The 18,946-nt window shown below is 69.3% G+C and carries 18 protein-coding genes; 3 read left to right on the plus strand and 15 right to left on the minus strand.

Going from position 1 to position 18,946, the window contains the following annotated elements; translation table 11 throughout:
• Positions 1 to 193: 193 nt before the first annotated feature.
• The 11 genes from AC1RRR_RS07555 to trbB are packed head-to-tail and all read right to left on the minus strand — an operon-like array spanning position 194 to position 9,283.
• Positions 194 to 418, minus strand: a complete 225-nt coding sequence (locus AC1RRR_RS07555) for a DUF2274 domain-containing protein (RefSeq protein ID WP_492811860.1) — start codon at positions 416 to 418, stop codon at positions 194 to 196.
• Positions 415 to 1,560 carry a TraB/TrbI/VirB10 family type IV secretion system protein gene (locus tag AC1RRR_RS07560; protein ID WP_492811862.1) on the minus strand — a complete coding sequence of 382 codons (1,146 nt, stop codon included), beginning with the start codon at positions 1,558 to 1,560 and terminating at the stop codon, positions 415 to 417. The genes AC1RRR_RS07555 and AC1RRR_RS07560 overlap by 4 nt, the downstream gene beginning before the upstream one ends.
• Complete coding sequence (gene trbG, locus AC1RRR_RS07565; protein ID WP_492811864.1) at positions 1,557 to 2,330, minus strand: P-type conjugative transfer protein TrbG; 774 nt, start codon at positions 2,328 to 2,330, stop codon at positions 1,557 to 1,559. Before trbG ends, AC1RRR_RS07560 begins: the two co-directional genes overlap by 4 nt.
• Positions 2,327 to 3,013: a conjugal transfer protein TrbF gene (gene trbF, locus AC1RRR_RS07570; protein ID WP_492811866.1), complete on the minus strand. Its 687-nt coding sequence runs from the start codon at positions 3,011 to 3,013 to the stop codon at positions 2,327 to 2,329. The genes trbG and trbF overlap by 4 nt, the downstream gene beginning before the upstream one ends.
• Positions 3,010 to 4,278, minus strand: a complete 1,269-nt coding sequence (gene trbL, locus AC1RRR_RS07575; RefSeq protein ID WP_492811868.1) for a P-type conjugative transfer protein TrbL — start codon at positions 4,276 to 4,278, stop codon at positions 3,010 to 3,012. Before trbL ends, trbF begins: the two co-directional genes overlap by 4 nt.
• Positions 4,275 to 4,502, minus strand: a complete 228-nt coding sequence (trbK-alt, locus tag AC1RRR_RS07580) for a putative entry exclusion protein TrbK-alt (protein WP_492811870.1) — start codon at positions 4,500 to 4,502, stop codon at positions 4,275 to 4,277. Before trbK-alt ends, trbL begins: the two co-directional genes overlap by 4 nt.
• Positions 4,499 to 5,215 (minus strand): P-type conjugative transfer protein TrbJ, encoded by a 717-nt coding sequence (gene trbJ / locus AC1RRR_RS07585; RefSeq protein ID WP_492811871.1) that lies wholly within the window; start codon positions 5,213 to 5,215, stop codon positions 4,499 to 4,501. The genes trbK-alt and trbJ overlap by 4 nt, the downstream gene beginning before the upstream one ends.
• Positions 5,212 to 7,656 (minus strand): conjugal transfer protein TrbE, encoded by a 2,445-nt coding sequence (gene trbE / locus AC1RRR_RS07590; RefSeq protein ID WP_492811872.1) that lies wholly within the window; start codon positions 7,654 to 7,656, stop codon positions 5,212 to 5,214. Before trbE ends, trbJ begins: the two co-directional genes overlap by 4 nt.
• A 3-nt stretch (positions 7,657 to 7,659) precedes the next feature.
• The gene (locus AC1RRR_RS07595; protein ID WP_492811873.1) at positions 7,660 to 7,926 is read right to left on the minus strand and encodes a VirB3 family type IV secretion system protein; all 267 of its coding nucleotides are present in this window, start codon (positions 7,924 to 7,926) and stop codon (positions 7,660 to 7,662) included.
• Positions 7,926 to 8,327 (minus strand): TrbC/VirB2 family type IV secretion system protein, encoded by a 402-nt coding sequence (locus tag AC1RRR_RS07600; RefSeq protein WP_492811875.1) that lies wholly within the window; start codon positions 8,325 to 8,327, stop codon positions 7,926 to 7,928. The genes AC1RRR_RS07595 and AC1RRR_RS07600 overlap by 1 nt, the downstream gene beginning before the upstream one ends.
• Before the next feature lie 47 nt (positions 8,328 to 8,374).
• Entirely contained in the window at positions 8,375 to 9,283 is a 909-nt protein-coding gene (gene trbB / locus AC1RRR_RS07605) for a P-type conjugative transfer ATPase TrbB (RefSeq protein WP_492813515.1), read from the minus strand.
• Positions 9,284 to 9,865: 582 nt separating this feature from the next.
• On the opposite strand from trbB, the gene AC1RRR_RS07610 reads away from it, so the two are divergent.
• Positions 9,866 to 11,044, plus strand: coding sequence for an amidohydrolase family protein (locus AC1RRR_RS07610; RefSeq protein WP_492811877.1), 1,179 nt, complete (start codon positions 9,866 to 9,868; stop codon positions 11,042 to 11,044).
• 53 nt (positions 11,045 to 11,097) lie between these two features.
• Complete coding sequence (locus AC1RRR_RS07615) at positions 11,098 to 11,967, plus strand: TetR/AcrR family transcriptional regulator (RefSeq protein ID WP_492811879.1); 870 nt, start codon at positions 11,098 to 11,100, stop codon at positions 11,965 to 11,967.
• On the opposite strand, the gene AC1RRR_RS07620 is transcribed toward AC1RRR_RS07615, so the two are convergent.
• Positions 11,964 to 12,620, minus strand: a complete 657-nt coding sequence (locus AC1RRR_RS07620) for a TetR/AcrR family transcriptional regulator (protein ID WP_492811881.1) — start codon at positions 12,618 to 12,620, stop codon at positions 11,964 to 11,966. The two genes, AC1RRR_RS07615 and AC1RRR_RS07620, sit on opposite strands and share 4 nt — an antisense overlap.
• Before the next feature lie 145 nt (positions 12,621 to 12,765).
• On the opposite strand from AC1RRR_RS07620, the gene AC1RRR_RS07625 reads away from it, so the two are divergent.
• Positions 12,766 to 15,378: a TonB-dependent receptor gene (locus AC1RRR_RS07625; RefSeq protein WP_492811882.1), complete on the plus strand. Its 2,613-nt coding sequence runs from the start codon at positions 12,766 to 12,768 to the stop codon at positions 15,376 to 15,378.
• 64 nt (positions 15,379 to 15,442) lie between these two features.
• Here the strand turns inward: AC1RRR_RS07625 and AC1RRR_RS07630 are convergent, their stop codons facing one another.
• The 3 genes from AC1RRR_RS07630 to AC1RRR_RS07640 all read right to left on the minus strand — a co-directional run bounded on the left by AC1RRR_RS07630 (position 15,443) and on the right by AC1RRR_RS07640 (position 18,945).
• A complete protein-coding gene (locus AC1RRR_RS07630; protein ID WP_492811884.1) occupies positions 15,443 to 15,829 on the minus strand; it encodes a VOC family protein in 387 nt (128 codons plus the stop codon).
• A complete protein-coding gene (locus AC1RRR_RS07635) occupies positions 15,826 to 17,322 on the minus strand; it encodes an MFS transporter (RefSeq protein ID WP_492811885.1) in 1,497 nt (498 codons plus the stop codon). Before AC1RRR_RS07635 ends, AC1RRR_RS07630 begins: the two co-directional genes overlap by 4 nt.
• A gap of 147 nt (positions 17,323 to 17,469) precedes the next feature.
• On the minus strand, positions 17,470 to 18,945 hold the full coding sequence (locus tag AC1RRR_RS07640; RefSeq protein WP_492811886.1) for a pectinesterase family protein: 1,476 nt from the start codon (positions 18,943 to 18,945) through the stop codon (positions 17,470 to 17,472).
• Between the last annotated feature and the right edge of the window lies 1 nt (position 18,946).

Raw genomic sequence — 18,946 nt, forward strand, 5'->3', positions numbered from 1 at the left:
CCCCGCCGGCGTCTCCAGATGACCCTCACCGCGTCTCCAAGCGTGGCATAGATGACGAATGGCCGGCTCGGCCTCAGACTTTCGCATATTTTCCTCACGGGACTGGCGCATGGCGCCGTGAAGTTCGCCAACGTCATCTGCGGTCGCAGGACCATGCATGGTGAACGACCAAAGGCCGCCAAGGACGTTCCATTCACGCCTCGCGCCGAGCACGTCCCCGCACGAACGCCCGATCCGTCGCCATGAACTGGTCGAGCATGGGCACGACCAACCGCACGGGCTCGGCAACCTTGCCGCCGGTCTGGGCCGCATGGGCCTGGGCGTAGGCCACGAGATTGCGATAGGTGCTGGGCGGCACGTCGAGGGTCATCTTGACGCTCGCTTCGTCCTCCAGCGGACGCAGCTTCAGCTTGTTCATCGGCGCACTCCCACGCGGTAGGGCTCTAGGACGAGGTCCTTGGTCAGCAGGACGCGCAGTAGCGCGCCGGGACGGATGGTCAAGGTCGGGGCACGGTCGAGGCTGCGGCCAACGATCTGCCGGCCCACGTCACTGACCGCGTCGGCGCCGCCCCGCCGGATGGCTCGGACAAGATCGGACGCCTCGCGCGATGAGCCCGTCTCGGCGCCGATGGCGAGCACGGTCGAAAGACCCGCCGCCGCCAGGACGCGGCCACTGTGGCGATCAACGCCGTCCTGCAGCCCGGCCATGCCCTGCACATCGGCGGCCGGCAACTTGTCGAGGACGATGGAGCGGCCCGACGGCATGATCAGCCGGGTCCAGGCCACGCGCAGGCGGCTCTGTCCGACCTGGATCTCGGCCTCATAGTCGCCAATCAGGCGCGCCCCGGCCGGGATCAGCAGGAAGCCACCGCCGAGGCTGTCATAGACGTCCTGGGTGACCTGGGCGATGGCCAGGCCCGGCGCGTCCGAGCGCAGACCCGTCACCAGGGCGGCCGGGATCACCGCGCCGGCCTGAAGGACATAGGGCGACGCTGGCGCCTGAAGACGCTCCACACTGGTCGTCCGGACATCCTGCCCAGCCTCCTCGGTCTTCGCCGGCGGCAAGGCCTCCCCGCGTCGATCGGGCTGCCCGGCCACAAAGAGGCCGCTCTGCTGGGCGGCGCGGCGCACGGCGACACGGGCCTCGCGTTCGGGGTCGACGGCAGGCTGTCTCGGCCCGGGGGCCGCCGCCGCCGCGGCCTGCTGCAGCCCAGCGCTTTCCATGGGCCTGGCGCCCGCCCGCTGGGCGGCCAGGATGGGGCGGCCCAGATCGCCGGGCAGCGGCGGACCGAGCGCCGGCACGCCGGCCGGACCGGCATAGCCGCGCGGCAAGGCCGTCACCCGCTCCGGCGGCGTCGCGGTCGCGGACGGCTCCACCGTCTGAGGCGCCACACGCCGATGGCCCAGCATCGACCAGCCGACGGCGCTGAACAGAACCAGGGCGATGGCGGTGCTGGCGATGATCAGGGCTCGGCGCGACAGGCGGGCCACCGGCGCGGGCGATCCGCGCAGCCGCAAGGTCTTGGCGATAGCTTCCTTAGCCTCGGCGTCTTCGCTCATCGGCCCGCCTCCGGGGCGCCCATCAGCCTGATCAGCCTTACGCGCTGGGCCTGACGCTTGATCCCGAGACGCAGTTCGGCGCGGTCGAAGAGGCGCTCTACGACGATCCGCCGTCCTTCAACCCGGTAGTTGATGATCTCGGCGGACTTGCTATCGACGCCCACACGGTAAAGCGGCGGCAGGTCGTCCAGAACGACGCCTGGCCCGAACTCGACATAGGCGCGCCGTCCATCATCGTAGACCGCCACCGGCCGCCAGGGCGGATGATCGCCCTTGATACGGTAACGGCGATTGACCCGTGATAGGTCTAACACAGCGGGCGGCGCATCGACCAGCACGGCCTCCACCGGCGGATAGCGCCAAGACACCTGCGCCTGCCAAGTTCGGGCCGAGGCGCGAAGCTCCAGGTAGTAGGTGCGTCGGTCGGTGTTGATCAGGAGATTGGTCGCCAGGTCCGGCGCGGTCGGCTTGACCAGCACATGCACACGACGCCCGGGCCCGACGCCGCTGCTGGTGGCGCCGATCAACCAACGGGCGGTGTCGCCCGCCGCGATCGCACCGGCCTCGACCAGAGCCTCCCCTGGCTCCAGCACGATGTCGGTGATGCGGCCCGGCATAGCGATCACTGGGTATACGCTGGTGTCGACCCAGGCCGAGCGATGCATGCCCGCTGGCGTGGCCAGGCGCGGATCGCCGCCTGGCGGCCCAGCCCAGGCAGACGGCGACAGCAGGACGCAGGCGAGACCCGCGGACAGGGTCAGACGGATCATGCGCCGAACTCCTTCGACCAGGACAAGGCCGTGACGAAGACGCCAAGCGGATTGACCCGAAGGCCCTCGGCGGTGCGGGGCGGCCGGATGGTCACAGTGAGGATCGCCGTCCAGCGCTCGGTGGCGACGAGCTGGCCGCCCTCGAAACGCTGTTCGGTCCAGGCCAGACGGAAGCTGTCGGGCGAGGCGCGCACCACGCTGGTCACCGCCACCGTCGCCTGGGCCTTGCCGACCTGGCTGAAGGGGTCTGCGCGCCGGGCATGGTCGGACAGGGCCGCCGCGCCGTCGGTCGAGGTGAAGTCGTAAGCCCGCAGCCAGGCCTGGCGCATCAGCACCGGGTCGGTGGAGAGGGTGCGCACGTCGGTGATGAACCGCGCCAGGGTCCAGGCGATCATGGCGTCGGTCGGCCGTGCGCCCTGAACGGCCGGGGCGACGACGCGCGGCTCACCCAGGCGGTCGACCTCGATCACCCAGGGCGTGACGCCGCCGCGCAAGGCGAGCGTGACGAGGCCGGCCGACAGGCCCCCACTGAGCGTCAGGAGGCCCAGCGCCATCAGCCGCCAGTTGAACGCCTGGACGCGCGCGGCCCCGAGCCGCTGGTCCCAAGCCTGACCGGCCCGCTGGTGGGCGGTCTCCGGCGCGGGGGTCGCGCCATAGCGCGCCGATCCCTTGAGCAGGGTCATGATCTATCCTCCGAAAGGCTGGGCGCCGCGCCGGCGCTGTGATCGTCGCCGCTGCCGGCGGCGTGGACGGCCATGGCCGCGCCATGGGTCATGGATTGGCGGCGTTCGAGATCGCGGGCCCAGGCGGGTTGCTCGCTCGTATCGCCCCGGCCGGCCGGGGCGTTCGCGGCGCGGGGACCACCCTGCCCGCCTGCCCCGCCAGACGACGGCGGCGGTGGCGCAGGTATCGAGGACGCACCGGCCGAGGACGCCGCGCCGCCTCCGCCCTGCGGACCGTTCGGCGGCGAGCCGCCGGCCGGGGCCGCGCCGGCCGCTGGCGGAGGCCGCCCCCCGCCCCCCGCCGCTGCGGCCGCCCCCGCTCCGGAGCTTGCGGCGCCGCCGGCGACCATTTGGGCGGCGGCCGCGCCGGCCATGGCCATACCGCCAACCACCAGGCCCGCGCCAACGGCTGCGCCGGCGCCCAGCTGCGGCCCGCCCGACACCAGGCCTGAGGCTACGCCGGGCCCGAAGATCGACAGGCCCAGCAAGGTCAGGGCGGCCAGGGCCATGGCCAGCACCGCTTCCAGGGTCGGCTGGCCGCTGGCGGCGCTGGTGAATTCGGAAAACAGCGAAGAGCCGATGCCAACGACGATGGCCAGCACCATGACCTTCACGCCGCTGGCGATGACATTGCCCAGCACCTTCTCGGCCAGGAACGCGGTGCGGCCAAAGAGCCCGAAGGGCACGAGAACGAAGCCGGCCAGGGTGACCAGCTTGAACTCGATCAGAACCACGAAGACCTGAATGGCGATGATGAAGAAGGCGACGATCACCAAGAGCGCCACCACAAGCAAGATGACGATCTGGACGATATTCTCAAAGAAGCCCGGAAAGCCGCCCAACTCAGCCGCCGCTTCCAAGATCGGCTTGCAGGCCGACACCCCCAGGGCCGCCAGGCGCCCTGGCCGCAGGAAGTCCTCGGCCGAGACCCCCGCGCCCGAAGCTTTCAGGCCCAGGCCTGAGAAGCTCTTGAGCACCACGAGCGACAGGGCTTGGAAGTTGCCGATCAGGAAGGCGAAGAACCCGACATAGAGGGTCTTCTTGATCAGACGGGCTAGGACATCCTCGTTCGACGCCCAGGCCCAGAACAGCGCCGCCAGGGTGACGTCGATCGCCACCAGGGTGGTTGAGAGGAATGCCACCTCCCCGCTGAGCAGCCCAAACCCAGAGTCCAAGTAGCGGTTGAAGGTGTCGAAGAAACGATCGATGACGCCAACGTCGTTCATGACGCCGCTCCGCCGAAGAACCGCGCCCGCGCCTTGGCCCAGGCCGCGCGGCATTGCGCGTCCTGCCCGCCGGTCTCGCCCAGCGCCTGACAGCGGGCCAGCTCTGAATCGCGCGCCGCGGCCCTGACCACCGGGGCGGAAGACGGCTGGGGCGCCCCGTCCTTCAAGACCGCCGCGCCCAGCAAAAAGATGAGGGCTATCCCCCAGACGAAGAGCCGGGTCATGGCGCGCCTGCGCTCCCCATGAACTTGGAAAACCGGGCCTTGGCGTCGGCGCGCGCGGCGGCGCGGTCGGCCGCCTCCAGGGCCTGAGCCCTGCCCTGGGCGGCGCTGAGGGCAAGCAGGTCCGACAGCTGCTGGGCCTGGAGGGCGAGGAGCTGATTGCCGGCCTGGGCGGCCTGCAGGCCGCCGACGGCGCCCTGGCTTTGTCCCACCAACGCAGTCAGCTGATCGCGGCTGGCGCCCAGGCCACCGACGACGCCGGCCTGCACCTTCAGGGCGTCCTGGAACCCGGCCAACGCCGCGCTCCAGCGAGCGTCGGCGCGCTGGGTCAACACCGCGTCGCTCATCGACAGGTCCGCCGCGCCGTACTGGGTGCGAAAGGCTTCGCGGATCTGGGCGACGTCGAAAGCCAGGCCTTGAGCCTGCGCCAGGAGCCCGCGCGTGCGATCAACCTGCGCCTTTAGCGCCGCCAGCGAAGAGTACGGCAAACTGGCCAGGCTCTTGGCCTGACCGGTCAGCATCTGCGCCTGGTTCTGCAGCGAGGTGATCTGGTTGTTGATGGTCTGCAGGGCGCGGGCGGCCTGCAGGACGTTCTGGGCGTAGTTGGTCGGGTCAAAGACCGTGAACTGGGCAAAGGCCACGGAAGAGGCGGTCGGCCCAGCCGCGAGCAGGCTCGCGACCAAGACGAGCGCCAGCCGGCGGCGGGTAGAGGTCATGACAATGTCTCCGGGGAGGCGTCAGGCCGGGCGGCCGATCCGCCCGGCAAGAGGTCGGCGGCCCAGGTCAGGTGCTTGGCGCGCAGCCAGGCGGCGGCGAAGCCTTGCTTGCCGTGGCTCCCCAGCACCTTGCTGATCAGGGCCTGGTCGGCCTTGCCCGAGGCCGCGCAGAAGGCCAGGGCCACGGGCCCGAGACTGAGGTCAAACAGGCGATCTCCTGCCCGCGATTGCAGGTAGTAGTCACGAGCCGGGGTCGCGCGAGCCAGGATCTCGATCTGGCGGTCGTTGAGGCCAAAGCGGGCGTAGGCGGCCGCGCCCTGCGGCTCGAGCGCGCGCGGATTGGGCAGGAAGATCCGGGTCGGGCAGCTTTCGATGATCGTCGCGGCGATGGCGCTGCTGGTCACGTCCGCCAGGGACTGGGTGGCGAAAACCACCGAGGCGTTCTTCTTGCGCAGGGTTTTCAGCCACTCGCGCAACTGCGCCCCGAAGGCGGGGTCGTCGAGCGCCAGCCAGCCCTCGTCGATCAGGATCAGGGTCGGCCGGCCATCCAGGCGCCGGGCGATGCGATGGAAGAGATAGGTCAGGACCGCCGGCGCGACCGCCGCCCGGGCCAGGCCCTCGGTCTCGAAGACCTGGACATCGGCCTCGCCGAGCCTCTCACCCGCGCCATCCAGCAATCGCCCATGCGGGCCGCCCAGGATGAACGGGGCCAGCGCGGCTTTCAGCGGCGGACTGGCCAGCAGCGCCACCAGGCCGGTCAGGGTGCGTTCGCGCGCCGGCGCGCTGGCCAGGCTGCCGAGCGCCGCCCACAGATGTTCGCGCACGGCCGGGGTGATGGCGACGCCTTCGCGGGCCAGGATCGCCGCCAGCCAGTCGGCGGCCCAGGCGCGCTCTTCGGGTCCATCGATCATCGCCAGCGGCTGAAGCTTGGCGGCCTTGCCGCCCTCACCGGCCAGGTCGTGGAAATCGCCGCCCATGCCCAACACGGCCGCGCGACTGGAGGCGCCAAAGTCGAAAGCGAAGATCTGCGCCCCGGCATAGCGGCGAAACGACAGGGCCAGCATCGCCAGGAGCACGCTCTTGCCCGCGCCGGTCTGGCCCACGATCAGGGTGTGACCGACATCGTCGACATGCAGGCTCAGGCGAAACGGCGTCGAACCGGCCGTGCGCGCGATCAGCAGCGGCGGCCCGTCCAGGTGTTGGTTGCGCTGCGGCCCGGCCCAGACTGCTGACATGGGCGCCAGGTGCGCCAGGTTCAGGGTCGAGAGCGGCGGCTGGCGGATGTTGGCGTAGACGTGGCCGGGGATGGTCCCCAGCCACGCCTCGGCGGCGTTGACGGTCTCGCGAATGACCGTCAGCTCGCGCCCTTGGATGACCTTCTCGGCCAGGGCCAGCTTGGCGTCGGCGCGGGCCGGATCCTCGTCCCAGACCACCAGGCTGGCGGTGACATAGGCATAGGCCACCGCGTCGCCGCCGAGATCCTGCAGGGCCAGGTCGGCTTCCGCGGCCTTGTTGGCCGCGTCGTTGTCGACCAGGGCCGAGGGTTCCTGGGTCAGGGCCTCGCGCAGCAGCACCAGCACCGACCTGCGCTTGGCGAACCACTGGCGGCGGATCTTGGTCAGCAGGCCCGTGGCCAGCGTCTTGTCCAAGCACAGAGCCCGGGTCGACCAGCGGTAAGCGAAGGCCAGCCGATTGAGGTCGTCGAGCAGGCCCGGCGTCGTCGCCGGCGGAAAACCGACCAGCGTCAGGACCCGCAGGTGGGCGCGGCCCAGGCGCGGTTCGAGCCCGCCAGCCAGGGGCTGTGTCGCCAGCAGGCTGTCGAGATAGATCGGGGTGTCGGGCACGGCCACGCGCTGGCGCGTGGTCGAGACCGCGCCGTGCAGCATGCTCAGGGTCGCGGCGTCATCGAGCCAGGCCAGGCGCGGCATCAGTCCGTCGAGCAGGGCCAGAAACCGGTCGGTGCGATCGACGAAGGCGGCCAACTCGGCGCTCCAGTCGATGTCGGCGCCACGGCGGCCTTCGACGAACAGCCTTTCGAAACGACCCCGCTCCTGGGCTGGCGGCAAATAGCTCAGGGTCAGGAAGTAGCGGCTCTCGAAGTGGTCGCCGCTGTGCTGGAAATCGGCGCGCCGCTCTTCATCGACCAGAGCCGAGACCGGGTCGGGAAAGACGCTCTCGGGATAGGACGCCGAGGGATCACGGCGCGCCTCGATGAAGATCGCCCAGCCCGAACCCAGGCGCCGCAGGGCGCCGTTGAGGCGGGCGGCGACGGCGCCCACCTCGGCGTTGGTTGCGCTATCGAGGTCGGGGCCCCGGAACTCGGCGCTCCGCTGAAAGCCGCCGTCCTTGTTGAGCACCACGCCGGGCGCCACGAGGGCGGCCCAAGGCAGGTAGTCGGCCAGCCGCGCGGGGCGTGTGGCGTATTCGCGAAGGTCGAGCACGCTCTAGACCCCCAGATGGGCCGGCAGACGCACGTGGCGGCGGCCGACCTCGAAGATCTGCGGGTCACCGCGCGCGGCCCACACCGCCAGGCCATGGCCAAGCAGCCAGACCAGCAGGCCCACGAGCCACAGGCGAAGACCCAGCCCCAAGGCCGCGGCCAAGGTGGCGTTGACCAGGGCGATCGCGCGCGGGGCGCCGGCCAGGAGCATCGGCTCGATCAAGGCCCGATGGACGGGCGCTGCGAACCCCAGGGCGCGATCACCGGCCATCAGACCAGCGCTCCGCCGCCGAACGAGAAGAACGACAGGAAAAAGGAGCTGGCGGCGAAGGCGATCGACAGGCCAAAGACGATCTGGATCAGCTTGCGCGATCCGCCCGAGCTCTCGCCGAACGCCAAGGTCAAGCCCGTGACGATGATGATGATCACCGCAATGATCTTGGCCACCGGCCCTTCGACCGACTCCAGGATCTGCTGCAATGGCTCTTCCCAGGGCATGCCCGAGCCGGCTGCCTGCGCCTGGGGGCTGATCAATGTCAGGCCCAGGGTCAAGCCGGCGAAGATCCAAGACTTGGGCCTGGGAAGCCGGTCACGAACGGACGTGCGGGACGGCAGGTAAAACGCCCTGCGGGCAGGCATGGGCGCGCGCGGCAAGGCAAGGCGCGTGGACACGAGGCCATCTCCTTCAACGATGTCTGGGGTTTGAGGCTCTTAGGGCCTCAGGCGGGGCTGAGCTGATAGGCGCCGTCGGGCGCCTGGCCCTCCAGGCGGACAAGGTCGATCAAGCGTCGCTGTCGGCCACGCCCGGCCAGCACGGCGATGACGTCGATGGTCTGGGCGATCAGGCCACGCGGCACAGTGAGCACCGCTTCCTGGATCAGCTGCTCCAGGCGCAGCAAGGCGCCCAGGGCCGAGCCGGCATGTAGCGTGGCCACGCCGCCGGGATGCCCCGTGCCCCAGGCCTTGATCAGGTCCAACGCCTCGGGCCCGCGCACCTCGCCGATGATGATGCGGTCGGGACGCAGGCGCAGGGCCGAGCGCACGAGGTCGGTCATGCTGACGAGGCCGTCGCAGGTGTTCATCGCCACCTGGTTCTGCGCGGCGCATTTCAACTCGGGCAGGTCCTCGGCGATGATCACCCGGTCGCCGCTCACCGCGATCTCGGCCAGCAAGGTGTTGCCCAGGGTGGTCTTGCCGCTCGAGGTCTGGCCGGCGATCAGGATATTGTCGCGGCCCCGCACGGCGGCGGCCAACACCTCGCCTTCCCGCGCCGTCATCACACCGTCGCGGACATAGTCGTCGAAGGAAAAGAGCAGGCTGGCGGGCTTGCGGATGGCGAAGCTCGGGGCGGCCACGACCGGCGGCGCCCAGCCCTCGAACCGCTCGCCCGAGCCTGGGAGTTTGGCCGACAGTCGCGGCCGGCCAGAATGAATTTCGGCGGCCACATGGTGGGCCACCAGACGCAGGATACGCTCGGCGTCCTCCGGAGAAACTGTCAGGCCAGTATCGATCTGGCCGCCCTCGAAACGGTCGACCCACACCCGGCCGTCAGGATTAAGCATGACCTCGGCCACGCCGGGATCTTCAAGCCGCGCCAGCAGCAGCGGACCAAGGGCGGTGCGCAGCATCTGGCGGCTGCGCTCACGTCCTGTTTGGGCTTGGGCGGCTTGGGTTTCGGAAAGGTCCACGGCAGGTCCCCGTTGGCTACGGGGATGAGTAAGAAGACCTATGCTTGGCCGATCTCAACAGCCAAATCGGTCGATCGTACCGTGGGCGTACAAAGACAAGCTGAGATCGGTGGCGTCTGTGGCCAGTCTAGGCCGACAGCACCCGTACGGCGGCGACACCCCCTGCCTGTCTGCGCGGTCCAACGGACCGATGCGCAAACGACCACGCAGCCGCCAGGAGTTCGACGGCCACGGCCTCATCGATCTTCGCCAGCTGCAGGAGCACGATGCCCGCCTTGCGTCGCCGGCCAGGTTCTGGCGCGACGCCGCCCCCCAGGGACAATGCCCAGGCCTGACGGGCGGGCGATATCTTCGCCCCTCGAAATGTCCCGCGCACCACTTCGCATCGCGCAGCTTCGCCAGCGAGGGAAAGTGTCGCCATACAGCGCTACAAATAAATTGACTCACGCACCATAAGAAGTGAGCGTAGGGTCGAAATCTAAGACCGCTCCCAGGGCGGCCGGGTCAGACAGGGAGAAAACGATGACCTATTCGAAGGGGCGCGTGATCCACGACGCCGACAGCCACACCATGGAGACGGCCGAGTGGCTGGAGCCCTATCTGGAGGGCGCGCATCGCGAGAAGCTGGGCTCGCTCTATTCGGAGCGCGAGACCGGCCGCCGGATCGTCAAGCTGATCGACCAGGCCAAGGCGCGCAAAGGCGACCCGGCGGCCGAAGCCGCCGCCGCCGAGAACCCGATCGCCGGCGCCAAGGGTTGGCTGGGCTACGGCGCCTTCGACACCGACGAGCGCATCAAGGCCCTGGACTGGCTGGGCTTTGGCAGCCAGCTGGTGTTCCCGACCTTCGGCCTGGGCGCGGTCACCAAGGCCGAGGACGAGGAGACCATGTACGTCGCGGCCCAGGCGCTGAACCGCGCGCAATGCGCCTTCTGCGCCGTCGATCCGCGCCTGGTGGCCGTCGCCTTCGTGCCGCTGGACAATCCGCTGCGCGCGCTGGCCGAGCTGGACGCGGCCCTGGAGATGGGCGCGGGCGCGGTGATGTTCTCGGCGTCGCCGGTCGGCGACCGCTCGCCGGGCCACCCGGACCTCGACCCGTTCTGGCGTCGCCTGGAGGCGGCCAACGTGCCGTTCATGCTGCACATCGGCCCGGGCACCCGCACCCAGCCCAAGCCCTTCCACAACAACGGCCGCGAACGCGCGCCCGACCTGCACGGCGGCGGCGAGAACCTGCGCTTCGCCGACTACATGTGCCTGTGGTACGCGCCGCAGGAGTTCCTGACGGCGATGATCTATGACGGCGTCTTCAACCGCTTCCCGGCGCTGCGCGGCGGGGTGATCGAGTCGGGCGCCGGCTGGGTGCCGGACTTCCTGCGCCAACTCGACTATTCCTACGCCTCGTTCCGCAAGACCGATCCCTACCTGCAGGAACTGGACTTGAAGCCGTCGGAATATCTGCGCCGCGCGGTGAAGTTCACGCCCTTCCCCAGCGAGGATGTCGGCCGGATGATCCGCGACGCCGGCGCCGACCTCTTCCTGTTCTCCAGCGACTATCCGCACCCGGAAGGCACGCCCGACCCGATCGGCCGCTTCGAGCGCTCGCTGGGCGGGCTGGAGGAGGCCCAGCTCGACGCCTTCTACCGCCGCAACTACGAACAGATGATGGGCATGCAGGACAGCGCGGCCAGCATCGCCGCCGAGTAACGTACCGGCACCGCGGGATTGCAATTGGCGGTCCCGCGGCCCAACCTTGGCCCATGCGCGAAAAGACCTCGGCCAAGTATTCCCGCCAGCAGCTCTACGACCTCGTCTGGTCCAAGCCGCTGGCCGGCGCGGCCGCCGAGGTGGGCCTGAGCGCCAACGGCCTAGCCAAGCTCTGTGACCGCCTATTGATCCCCCGTCCCGCCCGCACCCACTGGACGCGGCAAGGGGCGGCCGCCGCGCCCGCGCGACCCGCGCTGCCGCCGGCGCCCTCCAGGACCGCGCCCGAGATCATCGTCGGCGCCGAGCAGTTCACCGCCCGCCGCGCCCGCACACGTCTGTCGCCCGGGGACCGGCGCGACCAGCTGATGGACACCGCGGTCGGCATCATCCTGGCCGAGAGCCTGGCCGAGGTGACCCTCAAGCGCGTGGCCCGTGACGCCGGGATCAGCGAAGCCCAGGCCCACAACTGCTTCGCCGGCCGCGCCGACCTGCTGGCCTCGCTGGCCCGGCGCGAGCTGGCCGCCCTGGAGCAGCGCCGCCAGCTGCAGATCGCCCGGGGCGAGGACAACCTGACCCGCATCATCCTGTCGACCCTCGGCTATTTCCACGAGGCCATCGCGCGCGGCCCGACCCTGCAGATCCTGATGCGCGACGCCGAAGTGCGCGAAAGCCTGCAGGACGAACGCCAGAAGGCCGCCGAGATCGCCGTCGAGCCGATCGTCGAGTCGCTGGGCGCCCGCTACGGCATGAGCCGGTCCGTGGCCTATGGCTCGACGGCGGTCCTGACCGCCGTGACGCGCCGCGCCGGCGGAATGCTGGCCTCGGGCCGCACGACCCTGGAGGTCGCCGAGCGCCTGTGCCTGCCGGTGATCATCGCCGGCGCCAACAGCAACGCGGCGGCCGCGCGCCAGGACGCGCCCTAGGCCGTCCGCGCTCCGCGCGGGCGAACCGAATCGATCCCGTTGGACATCAGGCGCGCGCACAGCGCCCGGGCCTCGCCAAGGTCGAGCGCCCCCTCGAACACCAACCGCCCGGCCTCCTCGGGAATGGCGACCAGCAGCTCGATCAGCACCAGGGCCTCATGCGCCGAAAGCCGCAGGTCGCGCCGCGCCGCGCGCGCCAACCGGGCGATCGCGGCCACATGCCCCCGCGCCTTGCCGCCGCGTGCGCGGGCCTTGGGAAGGTCGCGGACGGCGACGTGCACCACCGGGCCATGGCGCGCGACGTGATCCAGATAGACCCGCGCGGCGGCCATGGCGCGCGCGCCAAACTCGCCCGACTCCAGCGCCGTGGCGAGGCCAGCCTCGCCCAGCCACTGCATGCGCCGCTCCAGCACGGCCTCGGCCAACTGATCGGCGTCGGGGAAATAGGCATAGACCAGCGCCCGGCTGGCGCCCATGGCGTCGCCGACCCGCTTCATCGAGATCGGCAAGCCTCCGGTCTCGATCACCAGCCCATCGGCGATGTCGAGGATCTGCGCGATGCGCGCGGGCGCGCTCTTGCGGCTGCGAAGCTCTTCCTGGACGTCCATGGACCCGATGTTGGCCACCGCCGCGCGATTGTCAAACCCCGCCACGCGCTCCGTCAGCTCCGGATACCGTCCGCACGAAACGCGCCACTATTGGTTTGCATGTAAACTCTCTTGACGAGGACCTCATCCGTACCTTCTATTCGAAATCAAGGCCGCGCACATCGCGCAAGAAGGCCACGGGGAGGATCATATGACCTTGTCTTCGCGCGCCCGCCTGTGCTCCGGCGCGGCATTATTAGCGTTTGCGTCATTTTCAACGGCGCAGGCCCAATCCAGCTACGCCCGCCCAGCCTCGCCCGAGCAGGTCGCCCAGGTGGACGAGATCATCGTCACCGCCACGCGCCGCGAACAGGCGCTGTCCGACGTGCCGCTGGCCATCTCGGCGGTGGGCGCGCAGGCGCTGCGCAACTCCGGCGCCACCGACGTGCGGGCGCTAAACCAGCTGAACCCGTCGCTGCTGGTGTCCTCGACCGGCTCGGAATCCAACACCTCGGCCCGCGTCCGCGGCATTGGCACGGTCGGCGACAACGCCGGCCTCGAAAGCTCGGTGGCCATCTTCATCGACGGCGTCTACCGCTCGCGCACGGGCGTGGGCCTAAACGAGCTGGGCGAGATCGAGCGCGTCGAGGTGCTGCGCGGGCCGCAAGGCACGCTGTTCGGCCGCAACGCCTCGGCCGGCCTGCTGCACATCATCACCCGCAAGCCGCAGTTCCAGACCGAGGGCTACGCCTTCGCCAGCGTCGGCGACTTCCGATACCGTCGCCTCGAAGGCGGCGTCACCGGGCCGATCACCCCCACCCTGGCCGGCAAGATCGAGGGCGTCTGGGAAAAGCGCGGCGGCTTCTACACGGACGTCAACACCGGCGCCGAGATCAACACCCGCGACCGCTACTTCCTGCGCGGCCAACTGCTGTGGGAGCCGACCGACACCTTCTCGGCCCGGCTGATCGCCGACTATTCCAAGCGGAGCGAGTCGTGCTGCGGCGCGGTGTTCGCCACCGACAAGATCGCGCCCGGCAACTCCGCCCTGCTCGACCCGAACGTCAACGCCGCGGTACGGGTGCTGACCTTGGTCGCGCCGGCCACCGTCGATCAGCTCTATCCCTCGCGCAACGATCCCTATGACCGCAAGGTCGCTGTCTCGCCGGGCACGACCTTCGCCGGCACGACCAAGGATCGCGGCGCGTCGCTGGAGCTGAACTGGAAGCTGGCCGGCGCCGAGGCCACCTCGATCACCGCCTATCGCAACTACAACGGCGCCCAGGGCGCGGACGCCGAGTACAATCTGGTCGACATCCTGCACATCGACCGCGAGGGCTCGGGCCGCACCTTCAAGACCTTCTCGCAGGAGCTGCGCCTGCAGGGCGACGCGTTCAACGACCGCCTCGACTGGCTGGTCGGCGGCTTCTATTCGCACGAGACGCTCGAGGTCGGCAGCACGCTGAAGTTCGGCGCGGAGTACGGCCCGTTCTCCTCGTGCCTGATCGTCAACGGCATCAACCGGGCGCTGGTCGACGCCAACGCCGCCGGCTGCCTGACCCCGACCGGCCGCGCGGCGCTGGGCGGCGCGGCCTCGCCAACCGTCCAGGCGCTGGACCTGCTCTATTCGATCCAGAACATGGGTGACGACCGCACGCGCTACAGCCAGACCAGCAAGAGCGCGGCGATCTTCACCCACAACATCGTCCACCTCACGCCAACGGTCGATCTGACCCTGGGCGCCCGCTACACGCACGAGAGCAAGGATTTCTCGGCGGCGTTCCGCAACACCAACACCGTCTGCCCGCGCGTGCGCGCGCTGCCGGGCGTCAGCGCCGGCATCGTGGGCCTGGCCTGCCAGGGCAACTCGACCTCGGAACTGAACAGCCTGAACCTGGCCGACAGCCACAAGGAGAGCGAGATCACCGGCACAGCGGTGCTGTCGTGGAAGCCGTCCGAACCCTTGATGGTCTATGGCAGCTACTCGAAGGGTTACAAGGCCGGCGGCTTCAACCTGGACCGCTCGGCCCTGGGCCCGGCCACCACGGTGCTGACCAACGCCTCGGTGGCGAAACTGCGCTTCGATCCGGAGAAGGTCGACGCCTTCGAGCTGGGGGCAAAGTACAGTCAGGGCGGCCTGTCGCTGACGGCCTCGGCCTTCTACCAGCGTTTCGACAACTTCCAGCTCAACACCTTCGACGGCACGGTCTACATCGTGGCCACCATCAATGGCTGCGGCGCGAACCTGAACGGCGGCGACCGCGATACCAGCGCCACGACCGGGGCCTGCGCGCCGGGCGACGTCAAGGCCGGCGTCATCGCCAAGGGGGTGGAGCTGGAAGCCGCCTGGCGGCCGATGCAGCATCTGAGCCTGACCTCGGCGGCCACCTATGCCGACACGAGCTATGCCGACCAGCTGGTCGGCGACGCGATCGGCTCGCCCCTCAGCCCGTCACTGTCGCGCCTGCCCGGCCAGCAGATGTCGAACGCCCCGCGCACGGTCTTCACCAACGCTGTGACCTGGACGCCGCCGATCGGGTCGTCGGGCTGGACGGGCCTGGCCTATGTCAACGCCCGCACCAGCAGCCATTACAACACCGGCTCCAACCTGGCGCCGAACAAGGTCCAGAAGGGCTTCACGGTGGTCAATGCGCGCCTGGGCCTGCGCGCGCCGGACGAGAAACTGGCCATCGAGCTGTGGGCGCAGAACCTGCTGAACCAGGACTACGCCCAGGTGATCTTCGACAGCGCCTTCCAGGGCTCCTACTCGGCCTATCTGGGCGATCCGCGCACCTGGGGCGCGACGGTCCGCGCGCGCTTCTAAGACCCCTACCTCGGGGATCACTCGGGCCTCGGCGTTCGCGCCGAGGCCCTTTTCTTTTGGATGTTTACGCGACCGAACCGAGGTCCAGCAGCTCCAGCTCGTGACCGTCCAGGTCGACAACGAAGGCCAAGCGCGCCGCGCCCAGGCTGCACGGCGCCAGACGGCTGGTCCCGCCCGCCGCGAGGACGCGATCATGGACGGCGTCGACATCGGTGACACTGAAACCGATCGGACCACTGGCGTTGCCCAGCGCCAACACGCGGCCGTCGCGCCAGCGGCACAGCACGATGCTGCCGCCCACTTGGCCCGCCGGCGCGCGCAGGATCAACTCGTCGAACGCCGGCGCGGCCATTCGCCCGCCCGGGACCAGGCCCAGCGCGTCGGCGTAGAAGGCCGCCGACCGGTCGAGGTCGGCGACGAAGATCTTCAGGAAGCTCTGGGCGACACTCATGCCTTCACCGCCGACAGGATGGCCGCGACGGCGGGCTGGGCGTCAGAGGCCTCAACAGCGCCCGCCTCGCGCTCGGCCAGCAGGCGCACGTTCTCGGCGTGGCGCTCGCGCGTGATGCGATAGCCCAGGAGGCAGGCCATGCCGACGCCGTACAGCACCACCAGGGTCGGGGCGTAGACCAGCACCAACCGCGTGACGACCTGCGGGTCCACAGTCGCGGGGCTGGCGCCCTTGGGAAAGGCGACGACGCTGAGCAGCAGGCCCGAGACGAACACGCCCAGGCCAGAGACGCACTTCTGGACGATGCTGTTGGCGGCGAAGAACAGACCTTCGGCCCGGCGGCCCGTGCGGACGGCGCTGTCGTCGATGACGTCCGACAGCATGGCGGTGATCATGATCACCGACACCACCCCGCAGGTCCAATAGAGGGTCTGGATCGCCAGCAGCGCGGGCACCAGAAGCTTTGAGCCCTCGACGGGGAACCAGCCGGCCATGCGCAGCGCGAACGGCAGCAAGCCCAGAACGACAGTCACCGCCAGCAGGACGATCGCCGCCTGCTTCTTGCCCAGCAGCCGCGAGAGGCGCGGGGCCAGCGGCAGGGCCAGCAGCGAGCCGATCAGGGCGTCCAGCGCCAGGAACGCAATCTGGCCCGAGCTCAGCTTCCACCAGTAGGTGGCGAAATAGAGCGCCAAGGCGCTGACCACCCCGGTGCCGGTGAACTTGATGACCCCATAGGCCATCAGGGCCAGGAAGGAGCCGTGCCCGAGACTCTGGCGCATCTCGCCCAGCACCGCCCCCAGTGTCCGGCGGGGCCGCGCCGGCGGCTGGCGGAAGGTGGCGATCCGGCCGTGAGTGCCGGCGGCCGAGACGAGGATCGACAAGGCCATGACGATGGCCGCGGTGACGGCATAGCGCCACCACCCCTCCGGATTGAGCAGGCCCACCGCGTGATCGGCGTCAGGGCGCAGGAAGACTTTCAGGGTGACGATGTAGAGCAGCGATCCGCCGACGATCGCGAACATGTAGCGATAGGCCATGATCGCGGTGCGCTCGTCATAGTCGGCGCTGAGCTCGGGGCCGAGGGCGGAGCTGGGGATCTCGTAGAGCGCGATGAAGCTGCGCACCAGGATCGAGGTCACGACGATGTAGCCGAACAGCGCGCCATGCGACCAGCCGGCGGGCGGCATGAACAGCAACAGGAAGCTTCCTGCGGTCGGCAGGGCCGAGGCGTACATGAACGGATGCCGCCGCCCCCAGCGCGAACGCAGGCCGTCCGACAGCTGACCGATCAGCGGATCCAGCAGGGAGTCGGCGACCAGGGCCAGCAGGATGGCGCTGGCCACCAGACCGGCCGGCAAGCCGACGACCTGATTGTAGTAGATCAGCAGGAACGACTTGAAGGCGCCGTCCTTGACCCCGTAGGCGATCGATCCGAAGCCGTAGAACAGCTTGGCCCCGATCGGCAGACGCTCACCGCTTGCTGCGCGCATCATCGTTTCCTCCATCGCCCACTTAGCGTGGACATTGAAGGAAACGATGGCATTTATGGTGCGTGAGTCAAACGACTTATCTTAGAGAATTACCGACATTTCGACAGCCAAAACCCCAAGAGCCCCGCTCCATACTTGAGCGATTGACAGTCACCGGACCACCGGCTTCCAGCCACCCAGCACGAACTCGGGCCGGCGATAGTCCTCAATCGTCCGAGCGTCCTTCGGCAGCGCCAGCATGCGCATCGCGGGATGCCGGCTGGAAAGGTCGACAGGCTTGCCCGCCAAGTCCCTGGTGTTGAACTCCAACAGCCGCAGGTTCGACCAGTCGAAGGTGGCGCGATCCTCGACCGCGCCCCAGCCCTCGGGTGGAATGCCGTCGATCTTGCTGTCGATCAGCACGAACTCCGCGTAAGGAAAATTGGCCATCGGCGAACTGGCCGGGCCGTTGCGCGGCAGGCGGCCGAACGTGCCCTCGGTCTTGCGCCCTTCGGGATTGGACGCCGTGATCGACCAGGGCAGCGGCTTGTCGACATAGATCAGCTTGGAGTCGACGAAGACGTTGCCGTGCTGCCCCTTCGGCGTCCGGGTCCAGGTGAAGGGCCCTACGGACTTGATCGTGCAGCGCAGGCAGTACAACGCCGCGTAGCCGAGGATCGTGTCGCCATCGCCCGTCAGCGTGCTGTCGACCATGTAGATCGAGCCGTAGGTCGTGAAGGCGTCGCCCGAGCCGTTCAGGGTCATGCGGTCGACGATGTTGCGCTCGCCACGCAGCAACAGCGCCTCGGCCTGGCCGATGAAGTCGTTGCGGATCGTGAAGGTCGACAGCTGGATGTCGCTCGCCTCAGTCACCGTGAACGCCGGGCGGATACGGTTGAAGGCGCTGTTGTTGGGATAGTGCACGACCACGCCCTCGCGGCTCTCGCCGCGCAGGATCAGGTTCGACTTGCCCTTCAGATAGACGATCTCCTGGTAGTCGCCGTTCTTGATGAAGATCGTCAGCGGCTTGGCCGAGGCGGCGGGCGCGAAGTCGATCGCGCCCTGCACGGTGTTGAAGTCGCCCTTGCCGTCAGCCGAGACGATCACCCGGTCGACGCCGGCCTTCGGTGGCGTGGCCTTGGTGGTGAAGGTCCAGGTCCTGGGGGCCTCCAGCGGTTGGCCGTCCACCGTGGTCAGGACCTGCGGATCGAGCTTCACGACATAGGTCCGGCCGTACTTCAGCGCGCCGTTGTGCGGATGGATGGTCGCGCGGCTCGCCTTGGCCGTGACCGGGAAGAAGTGGAACCACGCCCCACCGACCTGGACCGCCTGGAACTCCGGATTGTCCGGGCCTGCGGGCTTGGGCGGCGCGGGCGACTTGGTCTCGCCCGTCGCGCTCTTGGGCCGGCCATCCGGGACCGGCGAGGCCGGGATCGCCAGGTCCAGGACGTCGACCACGCTGTTGTCGGCGGCGTCGAGGATCTGGACCTTCCCCGAGGTTCCGACCTTGGGCGGCGCAGAGAAGGACAGGACCAACTGGGTGTCCGGGTTGACGTTCTTGGCGCCCGCGGCCGGGAAGAGTTTCGGCGCCGCCGCGCAGGGCATGGCCAGCAAGAAGGCCGCCGAAGCGATGAGGGTCGTACGCATG

This window comes from Caulobacter sp. GW821-FHT12D05 (assembly GCF_058807295.1).